10 protein-coding genes and 1 other RNA gene are annotated in these 14936 nt (G+C 73.8%); 4 read left to right on the top strand and 7 right to left on the bottom strand.

Features of this window, described 5'->3' with window-relative positions; translation table 11 throughout:
* Positions 1 to 76: 76 nt before the first annotated feature.
* Positions 77 to 2521: a S8 family peptidase gene (locus tag ACWEPX_RS29065; RefSeq protein ID WP_451900444.1), complete on the top strand. Its 2445-nt coding sequence runs from the start codon at positions 77 to 79 to the stop codon at positions 2519 to 2521.
* A 45-nt stretch (positions 2522 to 2566) separates the two neighbouring features.
* On the opposite strand, the gene ACWEPX_RS29060 is transcribed toward ACWEPX_RS29065, so the two are convergent.
* The 3 genes from ACWEPX_RS29060 to ACWEPX_RS29050 are packed head-to-tail and all read right to left on the bottom strand — an operon-like array spanning position 2567 to position 4958.
* A complete protein-coding gene (locus tag ACWEPX_RS29060; protein ID WP_451900443.1) occupies positions 2567 to 3208 on the bottom strand; it encodes a response regulator transcription factor in 642 nt (213 codons plus the stop codon).
* Entirely contained in the window at positions 3196 to 4305 is a 1110-nt protein-coding gene (locus ACWEPX_RS29055; protein ID WP_451900442.1) for a sensor histidine kinase, read from the bottom strand. The genes ACWEPX_RS29060 and ACWEPX_RS29055 overlap by 13 nt, the downstream gene beginning before the upstream one ends.
* Positions 4302 to 4958, bottom strand: coding sequence for a sensor domain-containing protein (locus tag ACWEPX_RS29050; protein WP_451900441.1), 657 nt, complete (start codon positions 4956 to 4958; stop codon positions 4302 to 4304). Before ACWEPX_RS29050 ends, ACWEPX_RS29055 begins: the two co-directional genes overlap by 4 nt.
* 169 nt (positions 4959 to 5127) lie before the next feature.
* On the opposite strand from ACWEPX_RS29050, the gene ssrA reads away from it, so the two are divergent.
* Positions 5128 to 5501: a transfer-messenger RNA gene (gene ssrA / locus ACWEPX_RS29045) on the top strand.
* A 177-nt stretch (positions 5502 to 5678) separates the two neighbouring features.
* On the opposite strand, the gene ACWEPX_RS29040 is transcribed toward ssrA, so the two are convergent.
* Complete coding sequence (locus ACWEPX_RS29040; protein ID WP_451900440.1) at positions 5679 to 6491, bottom strand: hypothetical protein; 813 nt, start codon at positions 6489 to 6491, stop codon at positions 5679 to 5681.
* Positions 6492 to 6586: 95 nt separating this feature from the next.
* Positions 6587 to 10834: an ExeM/NucH family extracellular endonuclease gene (locus tag ACWEPX_RS29035; RefSeq protein ID WP_451900439.1), complete on the bottom strand. Its 4248-nt coding sequence runs from the start codon at positions 10832 to 10834 to the stop codon at positions 6587 to 6589.
* Between the two features lie 228 nt (positions 10835 to 11062).
* On the opposite strand from ACWEPX_RS29035, the gene ACWEPX_RS29030 reads away from it, so the two are divergent.
* Both ACWEPX_RS29030 and ACWEPX_RS29025 read left to right on the top strand, forming a co-directional pair.
* Complete coding sequence (locus ACWEPX_RS29030; protein ID WP_451900438.1) at positions 11063 to 12604, top strand: sensor histidine kinase; 1542 nt, start codon at positions 11063 to 11065, stop codon at positions 12602 to 12604.
* Entirely contained in the window at positions 12601 to 13257 is a 657-nt protein-coding gene (locus ACWEPX_RS29025) for a response regulator transcription factor (protein WP_451900437.1), read from the top strand. Before ACWEPX_RS29030 ends, ACWEPX_RS29025 begins: the two co-directional genes overlap by 4 nt.
* On the opposite strand, the gene ACWEPX_RS29020 is transcribed toward ACWEPX_RS29025, so the two are convergent.
* Together ACWEPX_RS29020 and ACWEPX_RS29015 are read right to left on the bottom strand one after the other, a co-directional pair.
* A complete protein-coding gene (locus tag ACWEPX_RS29020; RefSeq protein ID WP_451900436.1) occupies positions 13254 to 13991 on the bottom strand; it encodes an ABC transporter permease in 738 nt (245 codons plus the stop codon). The genes ACWEPX_RS29025 and ACWEPX_RS29020 overlap by 4 nt on opposite strands.
* On the bottom strand, positions 13988 to 14890 hold the full coding sequence (locus ACWEPX_RS29015) for an ABC transporter ATP-binding protein (protein ID WP_451900435.1): 903 nt from the start codon (positions 14888 to 14890) through the stop codon (positions 13988 to 13990). Before ACWEPX_RS29015 ends, ACWEPX_RS29020 begins: the two co-directional genes overlap by 4 nt.
* Positions 14891 to 14936: the final 46 nt, after the last annotated feature.

The raw sequence follows: 14936 nt of genomic DNA, 5'->3' as shown, positions 1-14936 counted from the left end.
GCGGGGATGCCGGTTATCTCCGTCCTAGGTTCTGCGCGTCCCTGCCTATCCCCGGGTTCGAGGGAGAGTGACGGCGATGAGACAGGTTTCCCCGGCCCGGACGGCAACCGCGGCCGCCATCGCCGCCGCCTTGGTGATGGCCGCCGCCACCCCGGCAGCCGCGGCCGAGGGGCCCGTCATCGGGGCAGGCGCGCCGGGTGCGGTCGAGGGCAGCTACCTCGTCGTGCTCAAGGACGGCGCCGTGGCGGCGCAGTCGGCGGCGCTGGCCGCCCGGCACGGCGGGACCGTCACGGCGACCTGGCGGCACGCCCTCACCGGGTTCGCCGCCGAGCTGACCCCGCGCCAGGCGCGCAGGCTGGCCGCCGACCCGGCCGTCGCCTACGTCGAGCAGGACCGGGCGGTCACCGCCGCGGCCACCCAGCTCAACCCGCCCTCCTGGGGGCTGGACCGCATCGACCAGCGGAACCTGCCGCTGGACAGCGGCTACACCTACCCGACCACGGCCGCGGGCGTGACCGCGTACATCATCGACACCGGCATCCGCACCTCGCACAACGACTTCGGCGGGCGGGCCCGGTTCGGCATCAACACCACCACCGACGGCGTCGACACCGACTGCCACGGCCACGGCACCCACGTGGCGGGCACGGTCGGCGGCGCGGCGCACGGCGTCGCCAAGGGCGTGGCCCTGGTCGCGGTGAAGGTGCTCGGCTGCGGCGGCAGCGGCACCACGGCGAGCGTCGTCAGCGGCATCAACTGGGTCACCGCGAACGCGACCAGGCCCGCGGTGGCCAACGTGAGCATCGGCGGCTCCGCGAGCACCGCGATGGACGACGCGGTGCGCCGCTCCATCGCCTCGGGCATCACCTACGCGGTGGCCTCCGGCAACAACGACCGCGACGCCTGCGCGGTCTCGCCCGCCCGGGTGGCCGAGGCGATCACGGTCAACGCCAGCACGCGGACCGACACCCGCACGCCGGGCTCCAACTTCGGCGCCTGCACCGACATCTTCGCGCCGGGTCAGGAGATCACCGCGCCGTGGAACACCAGCGACACCGCCACCAACACCCTCAGCGGCACGTCGATGGCCGCCCCGCACGTGGCCGGTGTCGCGGCCCTGCGGCTGGCGGCCCACCCGGCCCAGACCCCGGCCCAGGTGGCCGATGCGCTGATCGCGGCGGCGACCCCCGACAAGATCGCCGACCTGCCCCCGGGCACGCCGAACCGGCTGGTGTTCGTCGAGCAGGTCGCGCCGGAGCCCTTCCAGGTGGTCGACCCCGGCCCGCAGGCCAGCACCGCGGGCGCACCGGTGACCCTGCGCCTGTCGGCGTCCGGCGGCGTCCCGCCGTACCGCTGGTCCGGTGTGGACCTGCCGCCCGGGTTGCGGGTCGAGACCGACGGCGTCATCTCCGGCACGCCGACGACCGCGGGCGAGTTCGAGGCCCGCATCACCGCGTCGGACGCCGGGGGCCGCACCGCCCGGCTGACGATCCCCTGGACCGTGACCGGTGGGGTCGGCCTGACCAACCCGGGCACGCAGCACGGCATCCTCGGCGTGCCCGACGGGGTGGAGCTGGTCGCCTCCGGCGGCGACGTCAGCCTCCCCGACCCGTTCACGTGGACGGTGACCGGCCTGCCCCCAGGCATCAACGCGGTCGACACCGACACCAACACCCTCGTGATCGAGGGCGTTCCGAGCGCTGCGGGCACCTATCGCGTCACCGTGACGGCGACCGCGAGAAGGGGTTCGGCGACGGTCTCGTTCGACTGGATCATCAGCCCCGGCTCCGGCGCCATCGTCGTCCCCAACCCGGGCGACCAGGAGAGCACGGTCGGCGAGCCGGTGCGGCTGCAGCTGTCGGTTTCCGGCGGCGCCGCCCCGCACACCTGGTCGGCGGCCGGCCTGCCCCCGGGCCTGTCCATCGGCTCCGACGGCTTGATCACCGGAGTCCCGACGACGGTGGGCGGGTACTTCGTGACCATCACCGCCACCGACGCGACCGGGTTGACCGGCAGCACCGCCTTCCGGTGGACCATCGTCCCCGCCGACGACTGCGACGGCAGGCAGCGGCTGACCAACCCGGGCTTCGAGTCCGGCGCGCTCGGCTGGGCGACCTCGGCCACCATCATCGGCCAGCACGGCCGCGACGGCCAGCCGCCGCGCACCGGCCAGTGGAACGCCTGGCTCGGCGGCTGGGGCCGCTTCCGCACCGACACGCTGGCGCAGACCGTCGCCATCCCCGCGGGGTGCTCGGCCACCCTGTCGTTCCACCTGCACGTCGACACCGCCGAGTACGCCTCGTCGGTGTCCTACGACAAGCTGACCGTGCGCATCGGCTCCCGGACCCTGGGGACCTTCTCCAACCTCGACGCCGCCAGCGGCTACCAGCTGCGCGCCTTCGACGTCTCGGAGTTCGCGGGCCAGACGGTCACGGTGGCCTTCACCGGCGTGGAGGACGCCAGCCTGCAGACGTCCTTCGTCCTGGACGACGTGGACCTCACGGCGAACCGACCGGGATAGGTGGGTGAAGGGTGCGGCCCGGTCCCGGACCGGGCCGCACCCGGCTCAGCGCTCCAGGAAGGCCAGCACCGCGCGCACCCGCCGGTGCTCCTCGCCGCTGGGCTCCAGGCCGAGCTTGGTGAAGATGTTGCCGATGTGCTTCTCGACGGCCCCGTCGGAGACCACCAGCGACCGGGCGATCGCCACGTTCGACAGCCCCTGGGCCATCAGCCCCAGGACCTCGCGCTCCCTGGGCGTGAGCGCGTCCACGGGATTCCTGCGCTTGCGGGCCATGAGCTGCGCGATCACCTCCTGGTCGATGCACGTCCCCCCGCGGGCCACCCGGTGCACGGCGTCGATGAACTCCGCGACGTCGGCCACGCGCTCCTTGAGCAGGTAGCCGACCCCGCCCGCGCCGTCGGCGAGCAGCTCGACGGCGTAGCGCTCCTCGACGTACTGGGAGAGCACCAGCACGGGCAGGTCCGGCACGGCGGAGCGGGCGGCCAGCGCCGCCCGCAGCCCCTCGTCGGTGAACGTCGGCGGCATGCGCACGTCGACGATCGCCAGGTCGGGGCGGTGCTCGGTGACCGCACCCAGCAGGTCGTCCCCGTTCTCCACCGCCGCCACCGTCTCGATGCCCTCGTCGGCCAGCAGCCGCAGCACGCCCATCCGCAGCAGCACGGAGTCCTCGGCGATCACCACTCGCACGGCAGATCGGCCCTGATCACTGTCGGCCCGCCGAGCGGGCTCACCACGGTCATCACGCCGTCGATCGTCGCAGCCCGGTCGGCCAGGCCCGACAGCCCGCCCCCGGGTCGCACCTGGGCGCCGCCGACGCCGTCGTCGGTCACCTCGACCACGACCCGGTCCTCGTCCCGCCAGGCGCGCACCAGCGCGTGCGTGGCCTGCGCGTGCTTGGCCAGGTTGGTCAGGGTCTCGCTGACGATGAAGTAGGCCGTGCTCTCCACCGCGGCCGGCGGGCGCGGCTCGACGTCGACGTGCACCTCGACCGGCACCGGGCAGCGCGCGGCCAGCGAGGACAGCGCCGCGTCCAGGCCGCGGTCGCCGAGCACCGCGGGGTAGATGCCGCGGGCGAGGTCGCGCAGCTCGGCGACGGCCAGCTTGGCGTCGGCGTGCGCCTCGTCCAGCAGCACCCGGGCGGCCTCGGGGTCGGCGTCGAGCTTGGTCTTGGCCCGGCCCAGGCCCATCGCCACCGCGACCAGCCGCTGCTGGGCGCCGTCGTGCAGGTCGCGCTCGATGCGGCGGCGCTCGGCCTCGGCGGCGTCGACGCCGCGGGCCCGCGACGCCTGCAACCGCTGGGCGCGCTCGGTCAGCGCGGCGGTGCGGTCGTGGCTGAGCAGCGCGACCGCCAGCTGCGCCTGCAGCCAGGCGAAGCGGGGCACCACCCACAGCGCGAGCGGCACCAGCGGGACGCTGACCACGCCGATGGCGAAGCCGAGCACGGACAGCGGGAAGTTCAGCAGCACGAAGGCCAGGTCCCGCCACGTCCGCCGGGCGGTGAACAGCACGGGCCACTGCCGCAGCCCGCCGCCCTCGGTCGGCTCCAGCACCGGCCTGCTCGGCAGGTCCGGGCAGATCAGGCGGGTCCACGCCAGGTGCGCGTTGCTCAGCGCCCGGGCGGCGATGATGCTGCCCACCAGGATCGGCACGCCGATCCAGACGACCACGGTGGCGAACCCGACCAGCCAGCCGATGATGCCGATGATGAAGGAGACCAGCGCCAGCGGGAACCCGCCGAGCAGGAACAGGATCGCCTTCGCCGGGTGCGGGTACTGCCGGTTCACGCGCGCACCGCCGCGGTCAGCGCCGGGCCGAGCAGGGCGCGGGCGAAGCGGGCGTGCACCCCGGCCAGCCAGCGGGTGGCGATCAGGGCGATGGCCAGCACCAGCACGCCCAGCGCGGCGAACGGCAGCGCCTCGACCGTGGAGTCGATCACCATGACCGGGCGGTCCCAGTCCCAGAGCCGGTAGCTGCCGGTGGGCAGGAAGCGGAAGTACACCGGCAGGAAGATCAGCGCGAGCGAGGTCGACCACAGCACGACCACCACGGTGAACTCGAAGACCCCGATGGGCAGCAGCAGGAGGAAGTACGCCAGCGACCGCCAGGTCCCCCCGTCCTTGAGCCGCGCCTTCCACCGCCCGGTCTCCGGCAGCGGCGAGTGCGGCACCGCGATGTAGGTGTTGAGCAGCGCGTACACCCGCGCCCGTTCCACCTGCGCCCCGCCGCGGCAGAGCAGCACCGCCAGCGCCAGCACCGGCAGCCCGACCCACACGACCGCGGTGCCCACCCCGACGGCGAACAGCGTCACCAGCGTCACGAACCCCGCGATCCCGACGGCCAGGTTCATCAGCAGGTACACCACCGACCCGGCCAGCGGCGGCCGCGGCGTGGTCCCGTCGAGGTGGAAGCCCTGGTCGGGCTGGATGGCGGTCGTCATGTCCTCGTCCCCTGTCCTCGTGCTGGGACCAGCATGCATCGCCGCTGGTCGGCCGAACATCCGGGAAGCCGCCGAGCCCGGGGTAGGGCTGTCCCCACCCCCGCTCGCGGTAACCGGGATGATTCGGCGGACGCCGGGCGTTAGACTGGGTGCAACAGCAGTCCCACGAGGGGGTGAACGGTTTCGACTCTGGACGTTGAGTCAAGGGAAGCGTGCAGGTGCAGGCGTACGACCACCTCAAGCGTCGAACGCAAAACAATAAGCGCCAAGACTAACAGTCGCGCTGACTACGAGCTCGCTGCTTAAGCGAGTATCGGGTCTGTCGGCCCGGGGGTGCCTCCGCCCCGGTTCGCCGGCATCAGCTAGGAGGCTCACCACCAGGCCCGGTCACGGGGCCTGGCCGGGAAACCCACAGTGACTGGGCCCGTCATACCGACTAGTTCGCGTGATCGGTAGGGCCGAGCAGAGGCACAGCGAACTGCGCACGGAGAAGCCTTGTCAAGGCGACAGAGGACCCGGGTTCGATTCCCGGCACCTCCACGGGCCTCGGCCGACCTGTGTTCGCGGAAAGCGCGAACCGGGTCGGCCGTCGTCATATCTGGGGGGCGACCCCCAGACCCCCACGGTGCGGTTGGGTCGCGTTCCGGCGGTGCCCCGGCTTCGGTGGGGCTTCGCTTGCGTGTGAAGCGGTGATCCTGGGCTGCCGGTCGCAGGTGGGGCTTATTGGCAGCCGATGCCGTTCTTGTCGCGGTCGAGGTCGTAGACGTCGGTGCCGATGACGCGGACGGGGCCCTCTACGTAGGAGGGGCCGTTGCCGTTGCCGTTGGCGCAGTCGACGTCCACCGGGTCGTTGGGGACGCAGGGGGTGTAGTTGGGGTTGCAGTCCTGGTCGGGGGTTTGCGGGGGTGGGGCTTCGGTGGGTTCGGGGGCGAGGGGTGTGGTGGTGGGCGGGCGGGTGGTTGTTGGGCGGACGGGCGTTGGGCGGGTGCTGGTGGGGCGGGTGGTGGGGGAGGGGAGGGCTGTGGTGGTGATGGTGGTGCCGGTGTCCGCGGTGGGGGTGTCGTCGCCGGTGGTGGCGAGGGTGGCGATGACGGCGACCATCGCGGTGACGGTGCCTGCGAAGGCGAGGGGCACCTTGCCGCGCTTGGACTTGGTGGGCAGGGGCGCGGGGACCGCCAGGGTCGGCGGCTGGGGGGTGGCCGGGAGGTGGAGTTCCAGGCGCAGGCCGCGGCGGCCGCGGACGATCGTGGCCTCGCAGCCGGGGCGGGCGCCCAGGGCGAGCAGGGGATCGATCGCGGGGGCGTAGCGGTCCGACAGCGCGTGGGTCAGCTCGCCGACGCGGGCGCCGTCCAGCAGGACCTCGATGGTGCGGCGGTCGGGGGTGCGCCAGCGCAGCTCGACGGCGACGCGGCGGGCCAGGCCGGGGGTGGCCGGGTAGCGGGACAGCACCGGCTGGTGGTGCTCATCGCCGGTGACGGTCACCGTGACGACCGGGTCCAGGAGGTGCAAACCTGCGGGCGAGTTCTCTAGCACGCCCCCTTGAATCGGGGTGCGGACGGCGGTGTTATCCGCCGAACGGGTGAGGCCCGCCCGGTCGGGGTGACCGGGCGGGCCTCAGCGTCGTGCCGTCAGAGGTCGCGGCACTGGCCCGCGGCCGGGCCGCGGACGGTGTTGGGCCGGTCGTCGTCCACCGGCGCGGGCGTGTTGCCCGAGCAGGAGAGCGGGCCGTTGACGGTGTTGCCCGCCACGACCACGCCGCCGCCGTTGCCGGTCAGCGCGATCGGGCCGGAGACCTGCGCGTCCTCGATGGCGACCGCGCCGGTGGCCCCGGTGACCGACAGCGACCCGGCGATCCGGGTGCCGACCACCTGGAACGACCCAGGGCGCACCGCGGCGACCGGGCCGGAGATCCGCCCGCCTGTCGCCAGCAGCGACGCGCCGGGCTGCACCACGACCGGGCCGCTGACGACGGCCTCGTCGAGGCAGGTCAGGCCGGAGGTGAGGACCAGCGGACCGTTGTGCCGACCGCTGATCGTCCGGTCGCAGACCGGGCCGGGGGTGCCGATGGCCGAGCGGGGGGCCGGGTCGGCGGTGATCGGGGAGTTCGCGGCGAAGTAGTCGACCAGCATGGTCAGGTCGTTGTCGCCGGTCGTCGCCCGGTCGGTCCCGCCGCCGAGGGCGGCGAAGTTGTCCCCGCCCGCGGCCAGGAACGAGTTCACCGTGACCCGGTACTTGCCCGCCGGGTCCAGCGGCACGTCGTTGAGCCAGATCCCGGTGATCCGCGAGCCCTGCGGGTTGTCCGGCTGGTACAGGTACCGGAAGCCCTTGGACACGCCCAGCCACAGCACCGGCCGCGACGCGCCCGCGGGCTGCCACTGCTGCTCCAGCGCCTGCTTGATCTCCGCGCCGGTGTAGGTCTTGGTCACCACGTCGTTGGCGAACGGCTGGACCGAGAACGCCTCGGCGTAGGTCACCACGCCGTCGGGGGCGTGCAGCAGGTCGGCGCGCAGGCCGCCGGGGTTCATGAACGCGATCTGCGCCCCGCCGCGGCCGGGTGCCGCGGTGCCCGCGAGCTGGACGTCGGCGATGAAGTTGCCGAGCACCGACTCCTTGCCGCGGTCCTCGTTGCCGCTGGGGGTGAAGGCCCGCTTGATGTCGGCGGTGATCGAGCCCAGCTGCGCCTTGCCCAGCTCCTCGGCCCGCGTCTTGGCGTCGGCGACGAGCTGCGCGACGGCCGGGTCCGGGGTCGCGCCGACGACGTCGACCAGGGACGAGCCCGCGCCGACGACCTCCTTGGCAGCCACGTCGATGCTCAGCGTGGCGCGGCCCAGGAGCTTGCCGTAGTCGCCCGCCTGCACGACCGGGCGCTGCCCGTCGACGAAGGCGTAGGGCTGGTGGGTGTGGCCGCTGAAGATCACGTCCACGTCGTCGCCGAGGTTCATGAAGTCCTTGAACACCTCGTCGGACTCCAGCTCCTCGATCGAGCCGATGTTCTCCGTGGCCGCGCCCTCGTGGGCCAGCAGCACCACCACGTCGGCCTCGCCGTTGGCCGCGTCGCCGTCCTTGAGGGCGGCGGCGACCGCGGCGGCCTCGGCGGCCGGGTCGCGGAAGGTCAGGCCCGCGATGCCGTCCGGGCTGACCAGCGACGCGGTCTGCTCGGTCACCACGCCGACGATGCCGACCTTGACGCCCGCGACGTCCTTGACCTCGAAGGCGGGCAGGGCGCGCTCGGCGCCGCGGTAGACGTTGGCGCCCAGCAGCGGGAAGTCCGCGCGCGGGGCGACCCGGTCGGTCAGGTCGGCCATGCCCTTGTCGAACTCGTGGTTGCCGACCGCGGAGGCGTCGAGGCCGATCAGGTTGAGGGCATCGATCGTCGGGTTGTCGTCGTCGATCGCCGAGACGAACGTCGACGCGCCGATGTTGTCGCCAGCGGAGAGGAACAGCGTGTTCGGGTTCTCCGCGCGCAGCCGGTCGACCAGCCCGGCGAGCTGGGCCGCCCCGCCGATCGGCTTGCCGTCGGCGGTGTTGCCCGGGGACTCCAGCCTGCCGTGGAAGTCGTTGATGGACAGCAGCTGCAGCTCGACGGTGCCCGAGGTCTCCAGGCCGATCACGATCGGGTTGTGGTCGCTGGCCCGGTAGGGGTTGGGGGCGAAGAAGTCCGGGTGGCCGTCGTACTGGAAGGCGAAGGACTCGTGGGCGTTGATCGACCACACGTCCGCGCCGGTGACGAACTGGCGCAGGCCGGACGCGGCCAGGCCGTGGTCCAGCGAGCCGGACTCGCCGCCGAAGACGTAGGTCGCCTCGCCTGCGGCGTTGACGTCGGTGTAGCCGGCCTCGTAGAAGACCTGCATGGGGTCTTCGGCGGTGTAGGCGTTGAAGTCGCCCAGCAGCAGCGGGTTCTCCAGGCCGGACGCGAACTCCACCAGCGCCCGCGCCTGCCGGACCCGGTCGCCGTTGTAGGCGCCCTGGCCGTCACCGGTGTCGACGTTGTCGCCGGTGGCGTCGCGGTCGCCCTTGGACTTGAGGTGGTTGGCCACGACGGTGAAGGTCAGCGCGCCCGAGCGGAAGGTCTGGGCGATCGGCTCGCGCGCGTTGAACCACACCGACTCGTCGTTGACCGACTTCGACGCGCCCACCGGGGTCACCGCGGCGGGCTTGAAGATGATCGCCGTGGTGATGAAGTCCTGCTGGGCGGCCGCGGGCAGCTCGGCAGGCGAGCGCACGTAGTCCCAGGTGCCCGCGCCCTCGGCGGCGTTGAGCGCGGCGACCAGGCGCTTGAGCGCCTTCTGCGGGTCGGCCGGGGAGAAGCGCGTCGAGTTCTCGATCTCCTGCAGGGCCACGACCTCGGCGTCCAGCGCGGTGATCGCCGAGACGATCTTGGCCTCCTGCTTGGCCAGCGCGGCCGCGTCCTTGGCTCCGCGGGCCTCGCCGCCGAAGTGGACGAAGTAGTTCAGCACGTTGAACGCGGCCACCTGGATGTCGCCGCCGACGGCCTCGGGGGCCGGGGTGCGCGGGTTGGCCGACTTGAACGTGGTGCGGCCGATGGTCGGGGTGCTCGCGTCGATCGGGCGGGTGGGCTGGAGCCGCCACTCGTCGAAGCCGTAGGACAGCACGCCGGGCGCGAACGCCTCCACCGCGTCGCCGACGCGCAGCGGCGCGTCCGGGTAGACGTACGGCGGCGCGGCGCCCGCGGTGGACAGGTTGCGGCTGGAGCCGTCGTCGACCAGCAGTCGGGCCGCGGCGTTGGCCGCCGCCAGCTCGCGCGCCTGCGGGGTGGCGGGGCGGTGCAGGTCGGTCGGGATGCGCGCGGGCCGGTCGCCCGCGGTCACCACGACCTCGCCGAAGCGGTTGGTGTCGTAGACCTCGGAGACGGTGTACGCGCCGAGCGGGGCGACCAGCATGGACTCGGCCGACTCGCGGGCCGCGTCGTCCAGCGGCAGGGTCAGCGGGACCGCGGCGGGCAGCGGCGCGTCGTGCGCGCACACCTGCACGTTGGTGCTGGTGACCTGGGTGAGGCCGAAGTACTCGCTGACGCTGCCGCGCACCCGCACCCGGTCGCCGATGGCGACGTCCGGGTGGTTGGCCGGGTTGGTGGTCAGGAACACGAACAGGGCGTCGGATGCGGTGCCCGCGGCCGGGGCGCGGTCGCCGGAGCCCTCGGTCTGCACGTAGATGCCGTTGTAGCCGCCGGTGCGGTGGTCGGCGGTGACGATGCCCTCGACGGTGACCGTCGTGCCGACCAGCGGGGAGGCGGCGCCGGTGCCCTGCACCTCGGCGATGGTGCGGTCGACCGGGAGGTCGCAGCCGACCGGGTCCGGGTCGGGGCCCGGGCCGCCGGTGCCGTTGCGGACGCCGAAGGTGTGCGGGGCGGGCTCGCGCCACACGCCGTCGACCTTCTGCAGCGAATAGCCGACCGGGGTGTCGGCGGGCTCGGCGACGCCGATGTCGGTGCCCGCCATGCCCGCCGCCGGGCCGCCGGTGGCGGTGAACGTGCCCTCGTAGGTGAGGAATTCGGCCACCGAGCCGTCCGGGCGGACCAGGGCGACGCCGTCGGGGGAGCCGTTCTGCACGCCGTTGGCCGGGTAGGTCTGGACCACGACCCCGGCCGCGGGCACGGTCCCGCTCAGCGTCCGGGTGTCGTAGGCCGCGCCGCCGGTGCCGTTGTAGAGGACGATCTTCCAGCCCGCGAGGTCGAACCCGGGTGGGGCGTCGACCTCGATGGCCTCGCCGGTGTCGGTCCCGGCGTTGTCGTAGTGGATCTCACTGATCGAGGGTGCGGTCGGGTCGGCCGACGCCGGGACCACGCCGAGGGCTGCCGCTGCGGTGGCCGCGGCGGCCACCCCCGCGACAGCTCTGGCGCTTCTGCTATTGCGCATTGATCATGCCTCCAACGGCCTTTCCACAGAAATCCGCCGCAGCCTAGGTCGCTTCGGTGTCCGAGACAAAGCGCGCGGATGTACGAAAGGTCGCATGGCCACTTCCACCGGGGAAGCGGCATTAGCCCGAATGGCCGATCCGGCTGGGCCGAATATCCATTCTGGCCGATTCGGCGCCCTTACTTTCGTCAGTGTCGGCCCCCGTCGGGCGGCTTGTACCGTCGGCGGGTGCGAGTTCGGGGCAGGTGGGCGGCGGACATCGCGCTCGGCGTGGTGCTCGCGGCGCTGTACCTGGCCGAGGCGCTGGGCAACCTCCGCGGGGAGATGGCGCTGCCGTGGGCGGCGCTGCCGTTCATCGCCTCCCTGCTGGCCGTCGGCGGGCTGGCCCGGCGCTGGCCGCTGGCCGCGCTGGTGCTCACCGCGACCGGGACGGCGGTCCTCGCGCTCGTCGGGATCGTCTCCACCTCGTACCTGGTGGCCACGATGGTCGGGGCGTTCCTGGCGGGCAGGCGGATGGCGGCCGTGCGGCCCGCCGTGCTCGCCTTCGCCGGGTTCGCCGTCGCAGGACTGGCCTACGCGCTGGTGATGGCGGCGACCCGCGGCAGGCTCGACCACCAGCTGATGCAGTGGTTCTGGGCGGTGCTGGCGCTGGTCTTCCTGGTGGTCTTCCCGTGGTTCGGCGGCCGGTTCCTGCGCCAGCGGGCGGAGCTGGTGGCCGCGGGCTGGCAGCGGGCCGAGCAGCTGGAGCGCGAGCAGCGCATCGTCGCCGAGCGGGAGCGGCTGCGCGAGCGGGCCCGCATCGCCGAGGACATGCACGACTCGCTCGGCCACGAGCTGACCCTGATCGCGCTGCGCGCCGCCGGGTTGGAGGTCGCTCCCGATCTCGCGGAGCGCCACCGCAGGGCCGCGGGCGAGCTGCGTGAGTTGGCGGGCGCGGCGACTGAGCGGTTGCGCGACATCATCGGGGTGCTGCGTGAGGAGGGGCGGCCTGCGCCGACCAGTCCCGGGCGCGATTCCGTGGCGGATCTGGTGGCCAGGGCGGCGGCGTCGGGGATGGCGGTGACGCTCGACGGCGCGGTGCCCGACGCGGTGGAGCGGCCCGTGTATCGGGTGGTGCAGGAGGCGTTGACCAATGCGGCCAAGCATGCCCCGGGCGCGGTGGTGTCGGTGCGGATCACCTCCGACGCCGGGGAGACGACGGTGTCGGTGGTCAACGGCCCGCCCGCTGAGCCGGTCAGCGCGGTCGGCGGCGGGACCGGTCTCATCGGGCTGCGCGAGCGGGCGCGGCAGGCGGGTGGGGCGCTGACCGCGGGGCCTGTGGAGGGCGGTTTCGCCGTCACCGCCCGGCTTCCGCACTCCGCAGCGCCCGCGGTGACCGCGGCCGATGAGTACGCCGCCGCCCGCAGGAGCGCCCGGCGCGGGCTGGTCGCCGCCGTGCTCGTCCCCGTCGCCTTGGCCGCCGGGCTGATCGCGATCATGTTCGGTTTCTACGCCTTCTCGGTGACCAACTCGGTGCTCGACCGGCAGCGGTTCGACGCGCTGCGGATCGGCCAGCCCAGGGCCGAGGTGGAGGAGCTGCTGCCCGACATGGAGATGCTGGACGCGCCCCGGATGCCCAACCCGCCGGGCGCGGGGTGCTACTACTACCGGGGCAACGGCGCGCTGTTCGACTTCCGGGTGCCGGTGTACCGGGTGTGCGTCGACGAGGAGCGGCTGGTGGCCAAGGACCTGGTGCCCAAGGAGTTCGACGGCCGCGGGGAGGCCGGGTGATCCGCGTCGTGCTCGCCGACGACGAGGCGATGGTGCGCGCGGGCGTCGGCGCGATCCTGGCCGCCGACCCCGGCATCGAGGTGGTCGCCGAGGCCGCCGACGGGCGCGAGGCCGTCGCCCTGGTCCAGGCGCACCGCCCGGACGTGGCGCTGCTGGACATCCGCATGCCCCGCCTCGACGGCCTCGCCGCGGGCGCGGAGATCCGCCGCACGGTGCCGGAGACCGGCGTCGTGGTGCTGACGACCTTCGCCGAGGACGAGTACATCGCCCGCGCGCTCGGCGACGGCGCGGGCGGGTTCCTGCTCAAGTCCGGCGACCCGCGCGAGCTGCTGGCGGGGGTGCGCGCGGTGGCGGGCGGCGCGGCCTACCTCTCGCCCAAGGTCGCCGCCCGGGTGATCGCCGAGCTGGCCGACGGCCCGTCCGGCCTGCTCGGCCGCCGGACCAGGGCCAGGGCGCGGGTCGCCGCGCTGACCGCCCGCGAGCGCGAGGTGCTGGCGCTGGTCGGCGCGGGGCTGGCCAACGCCGAGATCGGCCGCCGCCTGCACCTGGTCGAGGGCACGGTGAAGGCCCACGTGAGCACCATCCTGGGGCGGCTGGAGGTGCGCAACCGGGTGCAGGCGGCGATCCTGGCCTACGAGGCGGGGCTGGTCTAGGCGTCGCGCCTGCGCAGGACCGCGATGCCTGCGGCCAGGGCGGCCAGCGCCCAGGCGACCAGGACGAGCGCGCCGCGGGCGGGGTGCGTGCCCTCCATCAGGTCGATGCCCGCGATCCCGGGGACGTAGTGCGACAGGTCGCGGAAGGTCTCGTTGAGCTGCATGGCCACGGGCAGCACCATCAGCAGCACGAACAGCGCCAGCAGCGTCCCGGCGATGTGCCGCAGCGCGGTGGCGATCCCGATGGCCAGCACGCCGATCAGCGCCAGGTACAGCCCGATCGTCAGTACGGTGTGGACGGTGTCGCCGGTGGTGTAGGCCGCGCCGTGCTCGGCGAGGGTGGCGTCGGCCAGCCAGACCGCGGGCGCGGCGAGGAGCGCGCCGACGGCGAACAGCGTCACCGCGGCGACGACGGCCTTCGCCGCGGGCACCCGCCAGCGCACCGGGACCGATTGCAGGGTCGGCAGGATGCCGCGGTGGGCGTACTCGCTGGTGACCATGAGCGCGGCCAGGGCGGCCGCGGCGAACTGGACCAGGTAGACCGTGGCCTCGACCGGGAGCTGCGTCGCCGCGGCGGGCACGCGGTCGGCCACGCCGTCGTCGTGCTGGCCGTGGATGGCCAGGCCGTTGGCGCCGACCATCACCGCCATCAGCCCGGCGGCGGCGACCAGGCACCACAGGGTGGCGCGCACGGACCACAGCTTGGTCCACTCGGCGGCGATCGCGTACCTCATCGGCCCGCCCCGTACTCCACGCTGCCCGCGGTGAGGTCGAGGTACGCCTGTTCCAGGGAGGCCTGCTCGGTGGTCAGGCCGTGGACCGCCACCCCGGTGGCGTGGGCGATGTCGCCGACCCGCTCGGCGGCCATGCCGGTGACCGACAGCTCGTGCCCGCCCGCCGGGCGGACCTGCGCGCCCGCCCGGACCAGCGCGGCGCGCAGCGCGCCGGGGTCGGGGGTGCGCACGCGGACGGCCGCGCCGGAGCGGGCGATCACCTCGGCCACCGGCGCGTCGGCGATGAGCCTGCCGCGGCCGATCACCAGCAGCCGGTCGGCGATCAGCTCCAGCTCGCCCATCAGGTGGCTGGAGACGAACACCGCGCGGCCCTCGTCGGCCAGGTCGCGCAGCAGCGCCCTGATCCAGCGGACGCCGTCGACGTCGAGCCCGTTGACCGGCTCGTCGAGGATCAGCACCGCGGGGTCGCCCAGCAGCGCGGCGGCGATACCCAGCCGCTGGGCCATGCCCAGGGAGAACGCGCCCGCCCGCTTGCCCGCGACCTCGGCCAGGCCGACCCGGGCGATGGCGGCGTCGACCGCGCGCGTCGGCAGGCCGGTGGCGCGGGCCAGGGCGGTCAGGTGGGCCCGCGCGGAGCGGCCGGGGTGCACCGCGCGGGCGTCGAGCAGCGCGCCGACGGTGCGCAGCGGGTGCCGCAGCCGGTCGTAGCGCACGCCGCCGACCGTCGCGGTGCCGCTGGTGGGCTCGTCCAGTCCCAGGATCATCCGCATGGTGGTGGACTTGCCCGCGCCGTTGGGCCCGAGGAAGCCGGTGACGAGTCCGGAGTGGATGGTGCAGTCGATGCCGTCCACCGCGACTGTGTGTTTATAGCGCTTGGTCAGGTTCCGCAGTTCGATCACAGCCGCGACGCTAGGGCCGCGGCGGGCGCCGGATCGCCTGCCGATG

It is taken from the genome of Actinokineospora sp. NPDC004072, from assembly GCF_053604195.1.
The sequence above is the reverse complement of the archived record's forward strand: the minus strand, read 5'-3'. Positions and strand labels throughout refer to the sequence as shown.

What these genes read in the sequence shown, in the direction of transcription:
- ACWEPX_RS29065 (WP_451900444.1), top strand. Translation starts at nt 77, where the DNA reads ATGAGACAGGTTTCCCCGGCCCGGACGGCAACCGCGGCCGCCATCGCC.
- ACWEPX_RS29050 (WP_451900441.1), bottom strand. Translation starts at nt 4,958, where the DNA reads ATGACGACCGCCATCCAGCCCGACCAGGGCTTCCACCTCGACGGGACC.
- ACWEPX_RS29035 (WP_451900439.1), bottom strand. Translation starts at nt 10,834, where the DNA reads ATGCGCAATAGCAGAAGCGCCAGAGCTGTCGCGGGGGTGGCCGCCGCG.
- ACWEPX_RS29020 (WP_451900436.1), bottom strand. Translation starts at nt 13,991, where the DNA reads ATGAGGTACGCGATCGCCGCCGAGTGGACCAAGCTGTGGTCCGTGCGC.